The organism is Sphingopyxis sp. LK2115, from assembly GCF_014595975.1.
Taxonomy (GTDB): domain Bacteria; phylum Pseudomonadota; class Alphaproteobacteria; order Sphingomonadales; family Sphingomonadaceae; genus Sphingopyxis.
Map to the genome: position 1 here is coordinate 1 of NZ_JABWGQ010000046.1, position 17127 is coordinate 17127.

A 17127-nucleotide genomic window follows, 5' to 3' on the forward strand; every position below is an offset into this window, starting at 1 on the left:
CAACCGAGGTCCGAGGGAAGTAGCCGCAATTACACGATGACCCATTTCGGCGGCTGGATGCCGCGCGCCGCGCGCTCGGCCGACTGCGCCGACAATGTGTCGAGAAGCGGGCCAAGTCCGCGGATGCGCGAAACATAGGCTTCAGCCTCGGCGACATTGGCGACGCGGTGTATGTTGATCAGGAACGCGGGCAACTGGCTCTGCGCGCCATTCATCTGGTCGAAGATATAGTCATGGTTGCGGTAGGCAAACAGCCGCTCGGCGCGGGCCGCGGCGGCGTTGAACAACTCGAACGACAGCGCCTCGTCGGCGGACAGCGTCGCGGGGTCGAAGCTTGCGCGCATCGCCGCGGCGCTCGCCTGCTGCAATTTGTGACGCGCGACCGCGGCTTCGTCGCTGACGTCGTCCCAGCGGCCATAATCGGCGTCGCGAATGCCGCGATACGCCTTGCTCTGCGGCGTCAGCGACAACAACGCCGCATCGTAATTTTCAAAAAATTGCGCAAGGCCGGCGCCCGCCGGCACCGCCGCCGCCGGGGTCGGCGCGCTCGCCACGGTGCCGTCCTGGCCGGCCATGGGCGCACAGCCGGTCGCGGCGACCAGGGCAAGGCCGGCGGACAGGCGAGCGAGGGTGCGAAGGTGCGACACGATTTTCTCCCGGTTTATGCGGATATAAGCGGGGGCTTGCCATAGTGCCGCCGGGCGCGCAATGGCGGGCCATGTCGCTTTTTACCTCGCTCGCCGACGCCGCCTATGCGCTCGCCCGCCCGATCGTCCATGCGACCGATGGCGAGGCGGCGCATAATCTGACGCTCGCCGCGCTCCAGCCGATGCCGCGCGCGCGCCACGCCCTGACCAGCCCGGTGCTCGCGACCGAGCTTGCCGGACTGCGCTTCCCGAACCCCGTCGGGCTGGCCCCCGGTTTCGACAAGGACGCGCGTGTCGCGCACGCGATGCCGTATTTCGGCTTCGGCTTTGTCGAGGTCGGCACGCTCACCCCGCTGCCGCAGGAGGGCAACCTGCGCCCACGGCTTTTCCGGCTTGTCGAGGACCGCGCGATTATTAACCGCATGGGTTTCAACAACGGCGGGCAGGCGGCGGCGGCGGAGCGCATCGCCTGCCTGCGCCGCCATGGCCTGCCGGTGCCGCTCGGCATCAATATCGGCGCGAACAAGGACAGCACCGACCGCATCGCCGACTATGCGAAAGGCGCTGCGGCGATGGCACCGCTCGCCGATTACCTTACCGTCAACATCAGCTCGCCGAACACGCCGGGGCTTCGCGCCTTGCAGGACAAGGGCGCGCTCGAGGCGCTGCTCGACGGCGTCGCCGCGGCGCAGCCCGCGGGCGCCACCATGCCGGTGTTCCTGAAGGTCGCGCCCGACCTGGAACCCGCCGACATCGACGATATCGTCGCGGTCGCGCTGGACAAGGCGCTTGCGGCGGTGATCGTGTCGAACACCACCGTCGCGCGGCCGGCGCTGGCGTCGCGCCACGCCGCCGAAGCGGGCGGCCTGTCGGGCGCGCCGCTGACCGAACTCGCGCTCCGGCGCCTGCGCGATTTCCGCGCCGCGAGCGGGGGCAGGCTGCCGCTGATCGCCGCGGGCGGGATCGCGTCGGCGAGCCAGGCGTGGGAGCGCATCCGCGCGGGCGCCAGCCTGGTCCAGATCTATTCGGCGATGGTCTATGAAGGGCCGGGCCTTGCGGGCCGCATCGCGCGCGGGCTGGAAAGGCTGGCGGTGCGCGACGGGTTTGCGCGCGTGAGCGATGCAGTGGGGGTTGAGGGCTGACACCTTCCCCCTTTATGGGCGACGCTCGAAGGGAGCGGCGGCGCGTCATGCTATCGCAGCCTCAGGCCGAAAGCGCACCCCCACCGTTGCGTCCGGGCAGCAAGCTGCCAAGTCTTTCTGCATCCCGCATCAAGGGCGAGGGGAATCTTGGTTCACCGGGGTTGCGCCAGCCTTTGCCCCGCGCCAATGTCGCGCACATGCTGAACCGTCTCCTCGCGCTCGTCGCTTTCGTTTCGCTCGCCTGCCCCACACTCGCCGCCGCGCAGGGCGTCACCTCCTCCGCCGATCCACGCGCGACCGAGGCCGGGCGCGCAATTCTGCATCAGGGCGGAACCGCCGCCGACGCCGCCATTGCGATGGTCGCCGTGCTTACGCTCGTCGAACCGCAATCGAGCGGCATCGGCGGTGGCGGCTTCATGCTCCATCACAATGCCAGCGACGGCAGCCTGTCGACGATCGACGGCCGCGAGACCGCGCCCGCCGCCGCAACACCCGACCGCTTTCTCGGCCCCGACGGCAAGCCGCGCGGCTTTATGGACGTGGTGCCCGGCGGGCTGTCGGTCGGTGTTCCCGGCAACGTCCGCCTGATGGAAATGGCGCACAAGAAGTGGGGCAAGCTCGAATGGAAGGTGCTGTTCCAGCCCGCAATCGCGCTCGCCGAGGGCGGTTTCGAAGTCACCCCCGCGCTCCACAACTGGCTCGTGCGGTTCGAGCCCGTCTGGAAGGATTTTCCCGATGCGCGCGCGATCTACTATGTCGATGGCAAGCCTGCGCCGGTTGGCACGCGGCTTCGGAACCCGGCCTATGCCGCACTGCTCCGCGACATCGCCGCGCGCGGTCCCGATGCCTTTTACAGCGGCGCCAATGCGCGCGCGATCCGCGATGCGGTTGCCAGGGCGCCGCGCAACCCCGCGACGCTGACGCTGACGGATCTGGCGGCCTACCAGGCGAAGGAACGCCCCGCAGTCTGCACCAGCTATCGCATCTACAAGGTTTGCGGCATGGGGCCGCCGTCGTCGGGCGCCACCACGGTCTTCGGCATCCTGGGGATGCTCGAAGGCTGGGATATCAAGGCGATGGGCAAGGATAATCCGATGAGCTGGCACCTGCTCGCCGAAGCGATGCAGCTGTCCTATGCCGATCGCGCCGCCTATCTGGGCGATGCCGATTTTGTCGACGTGCCGGTGAAAGGCCTGCTCGACAAATCCTATCTTGCCCAGCGCCGCCAGCTCATCTCGCCCTATGGGGCGGCGGGTCGCTATGATCCGGGCATCCCGCCCGGAGCGGCGCCACGCGCGGCCGCGCCACCGGTCGACGAGCAGGGCACGACGCATTTTGTTGCCGCCGACGCCGCGGGCAATGTCGTTTCGATGACGTCGACGGTCGAAAGCATCTTTGGCAGCCAGCTGATCGCGAACGGCTATTTCCTCAACAATGAACTCACCGATTTCGACCTTGCGCCGACGAAGGATGGTGTGCCGACCGCGAACCGCGTGCAACCGGGCAAGCGGCCGCTGTCCTCGATGTCGCCGACGATCGTTTACGGCCCCGACGGCAAGGTCGTGCTCGCCGTCGGTTCGGCGGGCGGCAAGCGCATCATCATGCATGTCACCAAGACGCTGATCGGCGTGCTCGACTGGGGTCTTGGCGTGGACGAAGCGATTGCGCTTCCCAATCTCTATTTCGGTCGCGAGGGCGTGCTGATCGAGGATAATGAGGCAGGGCGGGCGATCGCCGCGAAAATGCGGCCTTTCGGCTACAGCTTCACCCCCACCGACCTCGGTTCGAAACTCAACGCCATCGAACGCACGGCGGACGGGATGCGCGGCGCCGCCGATCCGCGCGGCCCCGGCACTTCGGCGGTCGATGGCGCGCCGCCGCAGGGGTGATGGTCCTGTTCGCGTCGTCATCCCGGCCTTCGCCGCGACGACGGAACCGCTTATGGACTTCTAACGTGCAACGATTGACCCTAGAACGGGCGCAACGAAATAATATCCTCCCAAGGAGAGCGAGCGGCATGAAGCTGGAAAATCCCCATCTCGACCATTTTCCCAGCCTGGTCGCGATGTTCTTCGACCGCGCGGCGCGCGGCGGCGACGATCCCTTTCTGTGGCGCAAGGCCGACCGCGCGTGGCAGGCGCTGAGCTGGCGCGAGGTCGCCGAACAGGTTGCGGCGCTCGCGCATAATTTGCGCAAGCTTGGGCTGAAAGAGGGCGATCGGGTGGTGCTGGTGAGCGAGAACCGGCCCGAATGGTGTATCGCCGACCTTGGCATCATGGCCGCGGGATGCATCACCGTCCCGACCTATACGACCAACACCGAGCGCGATCATCAGCATATTCTCGACAACAGCGGCGCGCGCGCGGTGATCGTGTCGACCGCAAAGCTCGCGCGCGTGCTGATGCCCGCGGTGATGCGGTCCGACGCGCATATTGTCATCACCATGGAAAGCCTGCGCGTCGGGCAACAGGGCGAGGTGTCGGTGCATGACTGGGCGCCAATGGTTGTCGGCGGCGCGGCGTGGATCGAGGAAACCAGGGCGCGCGGCCTCGGCGTCAAGCGCGAGGATACCGCCTGCCTGATCTACACCAGCGGCACTGGCGGCGCACCGCGCGGGGTGATGCAGCATCATGGCGCGATCCTGCACAATGCGGCGGGCGCGGCCGAAATACTGGTCAATGATTTCGGCATCGGCGATGAGGAAGTGTTCCTCTCCTTCCTGCCGCTCAGTCACGCCTATGAACATTCGGGCGGCCAGTTCCTGCCGATCATGGTCGGCGCGCAAATCTATTACAGCGAGGGGCTGGAAAAGCTCGTCTCGAATATCGAGGAAACACGACCGACGATCATGGTCGTTGTCCCGCGCCTGTTCGAGGTGATCCGCGCGCGGATGATCAAGGCGGTCGAAAAACAGGGCAGGCTTGCGAACTGGATGCTGAGCCAGGCGCTGCGCGTTGGCGAAAAACATTATGAGCGGCGCATGGGCGTGCTCGACCGCCCGGTCGACCTGCTGCTCAATCGGCTGTTCCGTCCCAAGATCCAGAAAAGATTCGGCGGCCGGATAAAGGCACTGGTGTCGGGCGGCGCCCCGCTCAATCCCGAAATTGGCGTCTTTTTCCATTCGATTGGCCTCACCTTGCTTCAGGGATATGGGCAGACAGAGGCCGGCCCGGTGATCAGCTGCAACCGGCCGAGGACGGGGCTGAAGATGGACACCGTCGGCCCACCGCTGATGAACACCGAAGTGCGCATCGCGGACGACGGCGAAATCTGTGTGCGCGGCGAGCTGGTGATGAAAGGCTATTGGCGCAACGCCGCCGAGACCGCGCGCGTGCTGATCGCCGACCCCGCCGATCCGGGGGGCGCGCCGTGGCTCCATACCGGCGATATCGGCCATATCGACGAGGCGGGGCGGATCGTCATCACCGACCGCAAGAAGGACCTTATCGTCAACGACAAGGGCGACAATGTCTCGCCGCAGCGAGTCGAAGGGATGCTGACGCTCCAGCCCGAAATCCTGCAGGCGATGGTCTATGGCGACAAGCGCCCGCATCTTGTCGCCATCCTCGTTCCCGATCCCGAATGGGCCGCCGAATGGGCCGAAGTCGAAGGACTGCCCAAGGAAATGACGCTGCTGCGTGAACATGAAAAGTTCCGCGCCGCGATCCGCGCCGCGGTCGACCGCGTGAACGGTCAGCTTTCGGTGATCGAAAAGGTTCGCAAGTTCGACTTTGCCGACGAAGCCTTCACGATCGAGAATGAACAGATGACGCCATCGATGAAGATTCGCCGCCATGTGCTGCGCGAGATTTATGCCGACAGGATTGCGGCGCTTTACAGGGCCTGAATCCCTTCCCCTTGACGGGGGAGTCAGCGAGATGTGCTTGCTCGTTCGCTAGTCGCAGCGGCGGGGGAGCGTTCTCCGCCAGATGCCATGCCGCATCATCACCCCATCCAACTTCGCCTGACCGCTCTGCGGCAAGGCGGCCTGTCCTTCCCCCATCAAGGGGAAAGGCCGTAAGAGCAGGCGGGGTGCGACCCGAAGACCTCGGCGCAAACCGGCACCCGCCTGCGGCCAAGCCCTTGGGCTCAGCCTTCGTCCCCCGCCGGTTTGCGATAGGGGACGAACTCGCCAAAAACACAGGTCGGGCCGCGAATGCCGCTCGTCCGGTCGACCAGGTGAAAAAAATCGCCTTCGCAGGTCGACGATCCGAACTGACGCACGACCATGATGTCGCTGTCGCGCGCGAGGCCGGGGCAGCTGCCTTTCAGGTCGTTGCGATACACGAGCTTGCCGCTCGCGCGGTACAAGAGGATGCTGTCCGACACGCGGATCGTGTCGTTGCTGCGATAATTGGGCAGGCATTTGAGCGGCGCGCCGGGCACCTTGCCCGCGAGTTGCTTGTCCAGCCGTTCGGCCTGTTTCGGGGTCAGCGCCGCCGCGCCGGGTTCCCCCGACCCCGCCGGCGCGCAGCTTGCGGCGAGCGGCGCCGCCGCAACGGCCAGCACGGCCGCTATCGGGTTCAGCTTGGCCATGAAATCGCTCCTTGTAATCGGTCAGAATAGCCGCGGCCGATGAACCCGCGCTGAAGGAACAGCGACATCACGCCATATCCTTGAGCGCGCGGATGCGCGCCAGTTCGGCGGCGTCGGGCGCCCGGAAAAAGGGATTGGTCGCGCGCTCGGCGCCGATGCTCGTCGGCACCGTCGCTTCGCCTGCGGCACGCGCGGCCTCGACCGCGGCGAGCCGCGCCGCCAGCGCTTCGTTGCCGGGATCGACGCTGATCGCGAAGCGGGCGTTGGACAGCGTATATTCGTGCGCGCAATAAACGCGCGTCGCATCGTCAAGCGTCCTGAGCTTTTGCATATTGGCGAACATCTGTTCGGCCGTCCCTTCGAACAGGCGGCCGCACCCCATCGCGAACATCGTGTCGCCGACAAAGATCGCGGCGTCGTCCGCGAAATGATAGGCGATGTGGCCCGCAGTGTGCGCGGGGACGTCCCAGACCTCTGCGACATGTCCGCCGAGCCGCACCCTGTCGCCGCCCGTCACCCGAACGTCGAGTGTCGGGATGCGTTCATACTCGGCTGCGGGGCCGGTGATCGTGCACCCTGTTGCTTCCTTGATCGCCGCGTTGCCGCCGGTGTGATCGGGATGCCAGTGCGTGTTCCAGATGTCGGTGATCGTCCAGCCGCGTGTCGCCGCCGCCGCCAGCACGGGATCGGCGACCGCCGGATCGACCACCATCGTCGCCTCGCTGGCGGGATCGTGAACCAGCCACACATAATTGTCGCTGAGAACGGGAATCCGGACGATTTCGAGTGCAGCCACCATGTCTCCTTTCCAGCTCTCGCACCCACAGACGGAGCGGATGCCAGCGGACCTTGGTGGTTCATCCTGCCACAGCCGCCCCGGAAAGTCTCGCTTCCCGCGCGGCAGCGTCTTACCAGCTTCCCGTGTTCGGCATCGACGCCCAGGGTTCCTGCGGCGGCAGATGGCCGTCCTGGAGCAGCTCGACCGAAATGCCGTCGGGCGATCGGACGAACGCCATATGGCCGTCGCGCGGCGGGCGGTTGATCGTCACCCCCGCGTCCATCAGCCGCTGGCACGTCGCATAGATATCGTCGACCTGGTAAGCGAGATGCCCGAAGTTGCGGCCGCCGTCATATTGTTCGGGCGCGCTGCCGTCCGCGGGCGGCCAGTTATAGGTCAGCTCGACCTCGGCGACGCCCGCCTGTCCGGGGGCCGCGAGGAAGATGAGCGTGAAGCGTCCGGCTTCATTGTCGAAACGGCGCACTTCCTCCAGCCCGATCAGCTTGAAGAAGTCGATGGTGGCTTGCGGGTCCGACACGCGGATCATCGTATGAAGATATTTGGTCATATGCCCATATTAGGCGCGCAGGCGCCGCCCTTCAAACGCTTCGAACAAGGATATGAATGCATCGGGAACCGGTGCCGACGCGCCTTGCGCTTCCTCGACATGGACGTTGACGATCGTGCCCGCGGCGCGAAGTTCGTCCCTGTCCTTGCCGTGCAGTTCGAACAAAAAGGTCATCGAACTCCGGCCAACGCGCGATGCGCGCACGCAAATGTCGATCTCTTCGTCCAGCAGGATCGGCGCTTTGTAATCCACCTCGGCGCGCGCGACGTGAAACTCTGGACTGTCGCGCAGCGGCCAGCGGTCATAAACCCCCGCCGCACGCCAATATTCGGTGATGCCGAGGTCGAAATATTCCAGATAACGGCTGTTGAACACCACCGCCTGCGCGTCGATCTCGGCATAGCGGACGCGCTTGGTGACGTGAAATCGAAAATCGCTGCGGGCCATGTCTGTCCTTTAACGGTTGGTAAGTCGCGCGACCGTATCGATCAGCAGCGCGATGTCGCTGTCGCGCGACAGGCGGTGGTCGCCGCCCTTGACGAACGTGACCTGCACGTCATCGCTTGCGAGCGCCGCGGCGAGGCGCAGGCTGATGTCGGGCGGCACGTCGCCATCGTCCTGCCCGTGCAGCAGCCGCACCGGGCAGGCGAGGGGGATTTCGGCATCGAGCAAGCGGTTCGCCTCGCCCGACCGGAAAAAGCCCCGCGTCGTCACATAGGGTTGGTCGCTATAGGGTGTTTCCTCGACCAGCGCGCCTTCGGCAAGGATGATCGACTTTTCTTCCGCCGTGAAACCCCAGTCGGTAAAGTCGGGCGCGGCCGCGATCCCGACCAGCCCGGCGATGCGACCCGGCCCGTCGCGCTGGACCATCGCCAGCGCGGTGAGCAGCATCAGCCAGCCGCCCATCGACGATCCGACAAAAAGGACGGGGCCGTCCACCCTGGCGTCGAGCAGGTCGAGCACATCGCCGCGCCAGTCGAGCAGGGTCTGGTCGGCGAACAGCCCGTCCGACAGCCCGCACCCTGCATAATCGAGCAGCAGGCATGCGCGCCCATCGGCCGCGGCCCAGTCGAACAGCGCGGTCGCCTTGCCCCCCGCCATGTCGGACATATAGCCGGGCAGGAAGACGATCGTCGGCGCCGCGCCCGGCGTAAAGCGATAGGCGAGCCGCGGGCGGCCCGTGCGGTGGAGATAGTCGACGACCTCGGCCACGCTCACCTCCCCCTTCCGTTCATGTCGAGCGAGGTCGCGGCCCGCTGCACGCGGGCAATCCCGACGGGCATCTCGACTTCGCTCGATGCGAACGGGGAATCGGAGGTTGACGCAGAAATCACGCTGTTCAGATCACCCAGTCGACGGTGCTCATCTGTGCCACCGCCTGTCCCTTGGCGCGGCGCTGTTCGACCATGATCCGGTTCAGGCGCTGGATCGTGTCGCTGCCCGTGGTGATGCACCATCCCGGCACGACCGCATGGACCAGCGCGCACAGGCCGCCCCAGATCATCGTCACGCCAAAGCGCGAGGCGACGAAGAAATGCTCGACATAGCTTTCATCGACGCTTTTGGGATGATCGACGAACAGGCGTTTGAACATGGTGGCGACCCCTTGCTGCGGCTCGTTGCCGCCCTAGCGACCATGCGGGGCGGTCGCAAGGGCGGGCTGGCCGCCTAGCGATGTCCGGTGCCATGTCGCAACCGCCAGTTCAGCAGATGCGCCGACGCGAGCGCAATAGCGCCCGCCGAACTGAACAGCCGGTCGGCGCGTTCGGGGTCGGCGGCGGCCAGCCATCCCTCGTGCGCGGCAAGGCCGAGCGTCAGCAATCCCAGCCCTGCCGCCGCGAGCAAGGTCGGCGTCAGCCGGCGATGGCGCCGCCAGCCGTCCGTCATCGCAATCAACGCCGCGGGCAGGGCGAGCAGCAGGATCGCCGCATGCAGCCATTCGGGCAGACGGAGCCAGCCGGACAGGCCGGGCGCGACCAGCAGCGCAAGCGGCAACGCAAGGCAGTGAACGAGGCAGGCCGACGACAGGGCGATGCCGGCAAGGTCCGCGGTCCGGGCGCGCGGGGAAGGGAGGCACATGGCATTTCTTTCGCAGGAGGGATCGCGATGCCAGATAATGATACATTGTATCATTACAAGCCTTGTTGTGAATCCGCCCCTTGCCGCCCCTATCGCATACTGGCAAAGGGGCGCGGCAATTTTGCCCTGAAAGGCCGATTTTTCGATGTCCCAGATGATCCGCGTCACCCTTCCCGATGGCTCTGCCCGTGAAGTCGCGCGCGGGACTACCCCGGCCGACATTGCCGCCGCGATCGGTCCGGGCCTCGCCAAGGCCGCGCTCGCCGCAAAGATCGACGGCGAACTGCGCGACATCACGCGCCCGTTGGAGGAAGATACGAACCTGTCGCTGGTGACGGTCCGCGACGAGGCGGACGCACTCGAACTCGTACGCCACGACTATGCGCATGTGCTGGCCGAAGCGGTGCAGAAGCTGTTCCCCGGAACGCAGATCACCTTCGGCCCCGCGACGAGCGATGGTTTCTATTACGACTTCGCGCCAACTGCCGAACATGGCCCGTTTCGCGACGACGAGCTGCCGCTGATCGAGGAGGAGATGCGCCGCATCATCGCCGCCGACAAGCCGCTGCGCCGCGAAGTCTGGGATCGCGACGCGCTCATTGCGCGCTGGCGGCAGGATGGCGAGAACTTCAAGGCCGAATGGGCCGCCGAGCTTCCTGCGGGCGAAGAAATCAGCGTCTATTGGTCGGGGGATGACTGGATGGACATGTGCCGCGGGCCGCACCTTGCCTCGACGGGCAAGCTCGACCCGGCGGCGTTCAAGCTGACGCGCGTTTCGGGCGCCTATTGGCGCGGCGACCAGAAAAATGCGCAGCTGAGCCGCATCTACGGCACCGGCTGGCTGAACAAGAAACAGCTCGCCGAACATCTCGTCCGGCTGGAGGAAGCCGCGAAGCGCGACCATCGGCGGCTGGGGCAGGAGATGGACCTGTTCCATCTGCAACAGGAGGCGCATGGCTCGGTCTTCTGGCACCCCAACGGCTTCGTCGTGTGGCGCGAGCTGGAGGCTTATATGCGCCGCGCGATCGACGCCGCGGGCTATCGCGAGGTCAAGACGCCGCAGGTGATGGACGCACGCCAGTGGGAACGGTCGGGCCACTGGGGCAAATATCGCGAAAATATGTTCGTCATCCCCGACGAGGTGCCGAACACCGAGGATGAAGGCCCGATCGTCTCCGACGATGCCGAATGGATGGCGCTGAAGCCGATGAACTGCCCGGCACATGTGCTGATTTTCCGCCAGGGCATGAAAAGTTATCGCGACCTGCCGCTCAGGCTCTACGAAAATGGCTGCTGCCACCGCAACGAGCCGCACGGCGCGCTGCACGGGTTGATGCGCGTCCGCCAGTTCACGCAGGACGATGCGCATATCTTCTGCCGCGAGGATCAGATTGTCGAGGAAGTCCGCAATTTCTGCGCGCTCGCCGATCGCATCTACAAGGATTTCGGCTTTACCTATGCAATCAAGCTCGCGCTGCGCCCCGAAAAACGCTTCGGCAGCGATGAGATGTGGGACAAGTCCGAAGACGAACTGCGCAATGCGGTCGTCGAGGCGGGGCTTGCGACCGATCAATATGGCTGGGAGGAACTGCCGGGCGAGGGGGCCTTCTATGCGCCCAAGCTCGAATGGCACCTGACCGACGCGATCGGCCGGACCTGGCAGGTCGGCACGATCCAGTCCGACCGCGTGCTGCCCGACCGGCTTGACGCCGCCTATATTGGCGAGGATGGCGAACGGCATCGGCCGGTGATGCTCCACCGCGCCATTTTCGGCAGCTACGAACGCTTCATCGGCATTTTGATTGAGCATTATGCGGGTCGCTTCCCGACCTGGCTCGCGCCGGTGCAGGCGGTCGTCGCGACGATCGTTTCGGACGCCGACGATTACGCAAAGGATGCGGCCGCGCAGCTGGAAGCCGCAGGCATTCGCGTTCAGCCCGACCTGCGCAACGAAAAGATCAACTACAAGGTGCGCGAACACAGCCTCGCCAAAGTCCCCTATCTGCTCGTCGTCGGCAAGCGCGAGGCCGAGGAAGGCACGGTCGCGATCCGCACGCTCGGCCAGGACGGCCAGCGCGTCATGCCGCTTGCCGAAGCGATCGCGATGCTGAAAGCGGACGCGACCCCGCCGGATCTGCGCGCCCGGTGAGTGTGGTCGGCCTCGGCCGCCACGCCGCGGACGAGCGGCTGCCGCGCCATCGCCATGCGGAAGGCTATATCGCGGTCGTGCTTGACGGCGGATATGAGGAGGCCGGCGACGAAGGGCGGTTTACCCTGCGGCCCGGCATGGTCGTCGTCCACGGCGGCTGGACCGCGCATCTCGATCGCTTTGGCATTGATGGGGCAAAATTGCTCAACCTGCCCGTGGCGCCAGGGCTGGCGCCAGGGGTGGGCACGATAGACGATCCCGACACCGCGGTGCGGCTTGCCGAGCGCGACCCGCGTGCCGCGGCGGCATTCGTTGCCGAGCGGTTCGGCGCGAGCGGCGAACGACACGCCGACTGGCCCGACCTGCTCGCCACCGCGCTCTGCGCCGACCCCGACCTTGCGATCGCACCATGGGCGCGCGGCATCGGCCTTGACCCGGCTTCGGTCAGCCGCGGTTTCGCGCGCGCCTATGGCACCAGCCCCAAGCGCTTCCGGATCGAGGCACGGACGCGGCGCGCCATTGCCGCGCTGTCCGGATGGCGCGGCACGCTCGCCGATCTCGCCGCCGATCAGGGTTTCGCGGATCAGGCGCATATGGCGCGCGCGGTCGCCGCGATGACCGGGGTGCCGCCTGTGCGTCTGCAGGCAAAGTCCGTTCAAGCCAGCAGAGGGCTGCGCCGCTAGGCAGCGGCCATGCACCGCCGAAATCTCCTCGCTGCCGCGCTCGCCGCTCCCGCCCTTTCGCTTCTGCCCGCCGTCCCCTCCTTCGCGCAGTCGCAACCCCCGCCGATGCGCACGCGGTGGAAGGTTCGCGCCTCTGAAGGCTTTGATGCGCTCGCCTTTCTCGGCCCGCTGGCGGGCGGCGAGCTTTACCTCCCCTATTACAAGGCCGATGCCGACGCCTTCGCCGCAGCGCTGCCTGCCGCCGCGCGCGCCGAGATTGCGGCACTGTGGAAAGACGCCGAACGCGCCCAATTTGGTCTGCTCGGCCCCAACCTCTCGGTGCTCTTCTCGAACGGCAATGATGGCGATCTCGCGGCGCTGATCGAGGGGGCCGCCGAGCCGGAGGCGCGATTGCTGCCCGCCTATCGGGCCAGCCCCTATTGGGCCGAGGCCGACTGGCGCTGGTTCGTCGGCATGGCGCCGCGGCTGCGCTCTGTGTTCGAGACGATGCAGACGGCAGGCTTTGCCGCGTTTCGCCAACGCCGTATCGGCGATATCGGTGCGCGCATCGCCGAGCTGACGCGCGCCCTTGGCGATTATGACGTGATCCGCTGGCACGAAAAGCTCACGGGGCGCGGATTCGACCCGCAGATCGACGTCGTGCTGCTGCAATTCTGCAAACCGCACGGGATCAAGGTCCAGGGGCAGACGTTCCTGCAGGCGACCGACTGGGGTGTGCCGATCACCGTGCGCAACGCCGCGCACGAAATGCTGCATCCGCCAGTGCCGATGGACGGACCCGCGGCAACCGCGGCGCTGGCGCTGCTCGCCAAAGACCCGCTGATCCCGCGCATCGTCGCCGAACATGATCCCAAATGGGGCTATACGACGCTCGAAGGGATGTTCGATGAGGATCTGGCGCAGGCGCTCGACCAGCTCATCAGCGAGGCTTTGGGCGTCGCGCGCAACCCCGCCGACCGCTGGCGCAGGGCCGATGACGGCATCCATGTGCTTGCGGGCGCGATTTACGGAATGCTGCGACAGGACCGCTGGACCGAAACCGGCGGTTCGATCGAGGCTTGGCTGGCGGGCGCGGTCCGCGCGGGTCGTTTCGATCCGCCGCGGCTCCACGCGATCGCGGCGCAGATACTCGAACGGCCGGTGAACGCGCTCTGGCCGCTCGGCTGAGGGACTAGCCGGTCGAACCACAACGCGGTATCGGCCGCGCGATGAACGGCCTGTCCCACCTTGTCGGCTTTGCGCCGCTGACGCTCGCCGGCGCCGCCGCGATGACCTTTGGCGCCGCCTATGTTCGCGGGCTCACCGGCTTCGGCATGGCGATCATCCTCGTGCCGCTGCTCGGTCTCATCATGCCGCCGGGCGAAGCGGTGGTGTTGGGCATCCTGTTGCAACTGCTCATCGGACCTGTCGGTATTCGCGTCATCCTCGCCGATGCTGACCGCGCGACTGCCTGGCCGATCGGGCTGCTGGCGATGGCGCTGACGCCGCTCGGCATGGTCGCGCTCGATCACACGCCCGCCGACCTCGCGCGCCTGCTCATCACGCTCGCCGCGGTCGCCGCCTTCGTCGCGGTGCTGCTTCCCAAACAGGCGGAGGGGCACCGGCCCGGCACGCTCGCCGTCGCGGGCACGGGAATAGCATCGGGAATCCTTACGGGCTTCGCCGCGATGCCCGGCCCGCCCGTCGTGCCCTTTTATCTGCGCCGCCACCTCGAGCCGCGGGTCGCCCGCGCGTCGATGCTGATGATCTTCTTCATGACCGCGATCGCAGGGACATTCGCGGCGCTCTGGCTCGGCATCGCGAGCTGGCGGCTGCTGATCGTTTCGCTGATCCTCTTTATCCCGATGTGGCTTGGCAACCGTGTCGGCGCCCGTCACTTCGGTCGCGTCCCCCCGCATATCTGGCAGGCAATGGTCGCAGTGGTTCTGGGGGTTGCGGCGGTGTCGGCGGTGGTGCGCCTGCTGAACTAAAGACTCCGCAGCGCCTGCGCCGGTTTCGCCGACAGCAGCGGCCAGCTTCCCGCGATGCCGATCAAAAAGGACAGGCCGGCGCCGCCAATCAGTGTCGCGCCGACGATCAGCGGGTCGGGAGCAAAGGAAAATTCGAACAGGCTGACGACGACATAGCGCGCCGCGATCAGCCCCAGCCCCAGCGCGAGCAGCGCCAGCACCGCCGCAAGCACCGCATATTCCATGGCCTGTGCCCCCAAAATCTGACCGCGCGTCGCGCCAAGCAGTTTCAGGATCACGCTGTCATAGACGCGCCGTTCGCGGCTCGCGGCGATCGCGCCGATCAGCACCGCGATGCCCGCCAGGATCGCGATGCTTGCCGCGGCGGCGATCGCCTGGCTCATCTGGGTGAGCAGCAGCGTCACCTGACTTACGACATCGCGCACCGCGATCAGCGATGCCGACGGAAATGTGCGGGGTATGCTGCGCGCCAGCGCTTCTTCGGCCGCGCCGTTGACGGCGACGGTCGCGACCATATTGTGCGGCGCGGCGTCGAACGTGCCGGGCGAAAAGACGAGCGCATAGTTCAGCCCGAAATTGTCCCAGTTGACGGTGCGGAACGATGCGACCTTCGCCTGCACCTCGACCCCCAGCACATTCACCGACAGCGTATCGCCAAGCTTCAGGCCGAGCGAGGTCGCCACCTCCTGCTCGACGCTGACCAGCGGCGGCCCCGCATAATCGGCCGCCCACCAGTTGCCGCCGACCAGTTCGCTGCCGTTCGGCAATCCGGGGCTGTAGGTCAGCCCGCGGTCACCGCGCAGCACCCAAGCGCCTTCGGGCAGTTCGGCGAGTTCGTCGACGCGCCGCCCCCCGAATTCGGTGATGCTGCCGCGCAGCGCGGGGATCATGTTGATCTCGGCCTGTGTATCTGCGCCGGTCACAAGGGAACGGAAGCGCGCGGCGTCGCTGCGCGGCACATCGAGCACGAAGAAGCTCGGCGCGCGTTGCGGCACGGTGCGGGTGATTTCGGCGGTGATGCTTGTCTGGATCGCCGCGAGCGTGACGAACAGCGTCAGGCCAAGGCCGAGCGCGACGACAAGCGCGCCGGTTGCCGCGCCGGGGCGGTGCAGGTTCGCGAGCGCGAGGCGCAGCAGCGGGCGGCGTGGACGCGGCAGGCGGCTTGCGATGCGGCGCACCAGCCAGCCGAGCGCAACCAGAATCAGGAGCAGGCCGACCGCCGCGCCGACGAAGCCCAGCGCGAACAGCGGTTCGCGCGCGGTGCCAACCGCGAGCACGACGATCGCCGCAAAGGCCACCGCGACGGCGATCAGCGCGGGCCGGTCGATCCGCGCCGCGCGGTCGACCGTGGCGCGGTACAGCCCCGCCGCGGGCACATGCTTGGTCGCCGCGAGCGGGGGCAGCGCAAAGGCGATGGCGATGAGCAGGCCATAGGCGGCACTGACGCCAAGCGGCAGCGGATAGAGCGCGAACCCCGGCCGCACCGGCAGCACATCGCCCGCGATCCAGCCGATGGCGGCGGGCGCGAGTGCGCCGACCGCCAGCCCTGCGACGATCGACACCGCCGCGACCGCCAATATCTGCAACCCATAGATGCGCAGCACCGTCGCGCTGTCGGCGCCGAGCACCTTCAGCGTCGCGAGTCCGGGGCGCTTGCCCGCGAGATAGCTTGCAACGCCGTTGCCGACGCCGATCCCGGCGATCGCCAGCGCAGCCAGCCCGACGAGCGACAGGAATTGCCCCATGCGCTCGATAAAGCGCCGCGTGCCGGGCGCACCGTTGCTGCGGTCGGTGATGTCCCATCCGGCGTCAGGAAACTGGTCGCTCAGCGCCTTGCCGACCGCTTCGGGATTGGCGCCCACGGGCAGGCGGAGGCGATATTTGCTTTCATAGAGGCTGCCCGGCTGGATCAGCTGCGTCGCGGGCAGGTCCGAAAGGCCGATGATTGCGACCGGCCCCAGCGTGAAGCCTTCGCCCAGCCGGTCGGGTTCCTCGGCAATGATGCCGTCGATGCGAAAGCTTTTGTCGCCAAACTTCACCGCGTCGCCGACCGCCAGATCGAGCCGCGAGGCCATATCCTTGCCGATCCAGATCGCGCCCGCGGGCGGCGGCCCCTGCCGCGCGCCGCTTTCGAGCCGCAGCTGGCCATAGAGCGGATAGGCGTCATCGACCGCCTTCAGCTCGGACAGCAGTGCGTCGCCATCGGGATCGTTCGCCATCGCGCGCATCCGCACCGTGGCCGATGGCGTGCCGACGCGGCGGAAAGCGGCCATTTCCTCCGGCGTGGCCTCGCGCTGCGGCAGGCTGAACTCGATGTCACCGCCCAGGATCGTTTGCCCGCGCACTTCCAGCTCGGACGTGATGCCGCGCGTCAGGCTGCCGATCGCCGCCAGCGTTGCAACGCCCAGGAACAGGCAGATTGCGAGCAGGCGCAGCCCGCGAATACGCGCGGCAAGATCGCGGCGCGCGATCCGCCAGAGCGAGGCGAGGGGCAGCATCAGAGCGGCCCCTTCCCAGACCGTTCATGTCGGGCGAAGTCGAGACAGGCGACGAAACGAAGCAGGGTCGCGGGGCA

The 17127-nt window shown here is 66.8% G+C and carries 16 protein-coding genes; 7 read left to right on the forward strand and 9 right to left on the reverse strand.

Annotated elements, in window-relative coordinates:
- Positions 1-29: 29 nt before the first annotated feature.
- Positions 30-647, reverse strand: a complete 618-nt coding sequence (locus HUW43_RS09910) for a DUF885 family protein (protein WP_317450854.1) — start codon at positions 645-647, stop codon at positions 30-32.
- Between the two features lie 71 nt (positions 648-718).
- On the opposite strand from HUW43_RS09910, the gene HUW43_RS09915 reads away from it, so the two are divergent.
- The 3 genes from HUW43_RS09915 to HUW43_RS09925 all read left to right on the forward strand — a co-directional run bounded on the left by HUW43_RS09915 (position 719) and on the right by HUW43_RS09925 (position 5636).
- Entirely contained in the window at positions 719-1789 is a 1071-nt protein-coding gene (locus tag HUW43_RS09915) for a quinone-dependent dihydroorotate dehydrogenase (RefSeq protein ID WP_188237253.1), read from the forward strand.
- A 197-nt stretch (positions 1790-1986) separates the two neighbouring features.
- Positions 1987-3678, forward strand: coding sequence for a gamma-glutamyltransferase (gene ggt / locus HUW43_RS09920; RefSeq protein ID WP_188237254.1), 1692 nt, complete (start codon positions 1987-1989; stop codon positions 3676-3678).
- Between the two features lie 128 nt (positions 3679-3806).
- Positions 3807-5636 carry an AMP-dependent synthetase/ligase gene (locus tag HUW43_RS09925; protein WP_188237255.1) on the forward strand — a complete coding sequence of 610 codons (1830 nt, stop codon included), beginning with the start codon at positions 3807-3809 and terminating at the stop codon, positions 5634-5636.
- A 242-nt stretch (positions 5637-5878) separates the two neighbouring features.
- On the opposite strand, the gene HUW43_RS09930 is transcribed toward HUW43_RS09925, so the two are convergent.
- The 7 genes from HUW43_RS09930 to HUW43_RS09960 form a co-directional block, all read right to left on the reverse strand.
- Positions 5879-6325, reverse strand: a complete 447-nt coding sequence (locus tag HUW43_RS09930; RefSeq protein ID WP_188237256.1) for a hypothetical protein — start codon at positions 6323-6325, stop codon at positions 5879-5881.
- Between the two features lie 67 nt (positions 6326-6392).
- Positions 6393-7124, reverse strand: coding sequence for a hydroxyacylglutathione hydrolase (gene gloB, locus HUW43_RS09935; protein WP_188237257.1), 732 nt, complete (start codon positions 7122-7124; stop codon positions 6393-6395).
- Between the two features lie 109 nt (positions 7125-7233).
- Positions 7234-7671, reverse strand: coding sequence for a VOC family protein (locus HUW43_RS09940; RefSeq protein ID WP_188237258.1), 438 nt, complete (start codon positions 7669-7671; stop codon positions 7234-7236).
- Between the two features lie 9 nt (positions 7672-7680).
- A complete protein-coding gene (locus HUW43_RS09945; protein WP_188237259.1) occupies positions 7681-8118 on the reverse strand; it encodes an acyl-CoA thioesterase in 438 nt (145 codons plus the stop codon).
- Between the two features lie 9 nt (positions 8119-8127).
- On the reverse strand, positions 8128-8883 hold the full coding sequence (locus tag HUW43_RS09950; protein ID WP_317450855.1) for an alpha/beta hydrolase: 756 nt from the start codon (positions 8881-8883) through the stop codon (positions 8128-8130).
- Between the two features lie 127 nt (positions 8884-9010).
- Positions 9011-9265, reverse strand: a complete 255-nt coding sequence (locus HUW43_RS09955) for a DUF6356 family protein (RefSeq protein ID WP_188237261.1) — start codon at positions 9263-9265, stop codon at positions 9011-9013.
- Positions 9266-9339: 74 nt separating this feature from the next.
- Positions 9340-9750 (reverse strand): MerC family mercury resistance protein, encoded by a 411-nt coding sequence (locus HUW43_RS09960; protein ID WP_188237262.1) that lies wholly within the window; start codon positions 9748-9750, stop codon positions 9340-9342.
- A gap of 145 nt (positions 9751-9895) precedes the next feature.
- On the opposite strand from HUW43_RS09960, the gene thrS reads away from it, so the two are divergent.
- The 4 genes from thrS to HUW43_RS09980 are packed head-to-tail and all read left to right on the forward strand — an operon-like array spanning position 9896 to position 14552.
- Positions 9896-11899, forward strand: a complete 2004-nt coding sequence (gene thrS, locus HUW43_RS09965) for a threonine--tRNA ligase (RefSeq protein ID WP_188237263.1) — start codon at positions 9896-9898, stop codon at positions 11897-11899.
- Positions 11896-12582: a helix-turn-helix domain-containing protein gene (locus tag HUW43_RS09970; RefSeq protein ID WP_188237264.1), complete on the forward strand. Its 687-nt coding sequence runs from the start codon at positions 11896-11898 to the stop codon at positions 12580-12582. Before thrS ends, HUW43_RS09970 begins: the two co-directional genes overlap by 4 nt.
- A gap of 9 nt (positions 12583-12591) precedes the next feature.
- Complete coding sequence (locus HUW43_RS09975) at positions 12592-13749, forward strand: hypothetical protein (protein WP_188237265.1); 1158 nt, start codon at positions 12592-12594, stop codon at positions 13747-13749.
- A 41-nt stretch (positions 13750-13790) separates the two neighbouring features.
- A complete protein-coding gene (locus tag HUW43_RS09980; RefSeq protein WP_188237266.1) occupies positions 13791-14552 on the forward strand; it encodes a sulfite exporter TauE/SafE family protein in 762 nt (253 codons plus the stop codon).
- On the opposite strand, the gene HUW43_RS09985 is transcribed toward HUW43_RS09980, so the two are convergent.
- Entirely contained in the window at positions 14549-17050 is a 2502-nt protein-coding gene (locus HUW43_RS09985; protein ID WP_188237267.1) for an ABC transporter permease, read from the reverse strand. The genes HUW43_RS09980 and HUW43_RS09985 overlap by 4 nt on opposite strands.
- Positions 17051-17127: the final 77 nt, after the last annotated feature.

What these genes read in the sequence shown, in the direction of transcription:
- HUW43_RS09955 (WP_188237261.1), bottom strand. Translation starts at nt 9,265, where the DNA reads ATGTTCAAACGCCTGTTCGTCGATCATCCCAAAAGCGTCGATGAAAGC.
- HUW43_RS09945 (WP_188237259.1), bottom strand. Translation starts at nt 8,118, where the DNA reads ATGGCCCGCAGCGATTTTCGATTTCACGTCACCAAGCGCGTCCGCTAT.
- HUW43_RS09960 (WP_188237262.1), bottom strand. Translation starts at nt 9,750, where the DNA reads ATGTGCCTCCCTTCCCCGCGCGCCCGGACCGCGGACCTTGCCGGCATC.
- HUW43_RS09925 (WP_188237255.1), top strand. Translation starts at nt 3,807, where the DNA reads ATGAAGCTGGAAAATCCCCATCTCGACCATTTTCCCAGCCTGGTCGCG.
- ggt (WP_188237254.1), top strand. Translation starts at nt 1,987, where the DNA reads ATGCTGAACCGTCTCCTCGCGCTCGTCGCTTTCGTTTCGCTCGCCTGC.
- thrS (WP_188237263.1), top strand. Translation starts at nt 9,896, where the DNA reads ATGTCCCAGATGATCCGCGTCACCCTTCCCGATGGCTCTGCCCGTGAA.
- HUW43_RS09915 (WP_188237253.1), top strand. Translation starts at nt 719, where the DNA reads ATGTCGCTTTTTACCTCGCTCGCCGACGCCGCCTATGCGCTCGCCCGC.
- gloB (WP_188237257.1), bottom strand. Translation starts at nt 7,124, where the DNA reads ATGGTGGCTGCACTCGAAATCGTCCGGATTCCCGTTCTCAGCGACAAT.
- HUW43_RS09980 (WP_188237266.1), top strand. Translation starts at nt 13,791, where the DNA reads ATGAACGGCCTGTCCCACCTTGTCGGCTTTGCGCCGCTGACGCTCGCC.
- HUW43_RS09930 (WP_188237256.1), bottom strand. Translation starts at nt 6,325, where the DNA reads ATGGCCAAGCTGAACCCGATAGCGGCCGTGCTGGCCGTTGCGGCGGCG.
- HUW43_RS09985 (WP_188237267.1), bottom strand. Translation starts at nt 17,050, where the DNA reads ATGCTGCCCCTCGCCTCGCTCTGGCGGATCGCGCGCCGCGATCTTGCC.
- HUW43_RS09940 (WP_188237258.1), bottom strand. Translation starts at nt 7,671, where the DNA reads ATGACCAAATATCTTCATACGATGATCCGCGTGTCGGACCCGCAAGCC.
- HUW43_RS09975 (WP_188237265.1), top strand. Translation starts at nt 12,592, where the DNA reads ATGCACCGCCGAAATCTCCTCGCTGCCGCGCTCGCCGCTCCCGCCCTT.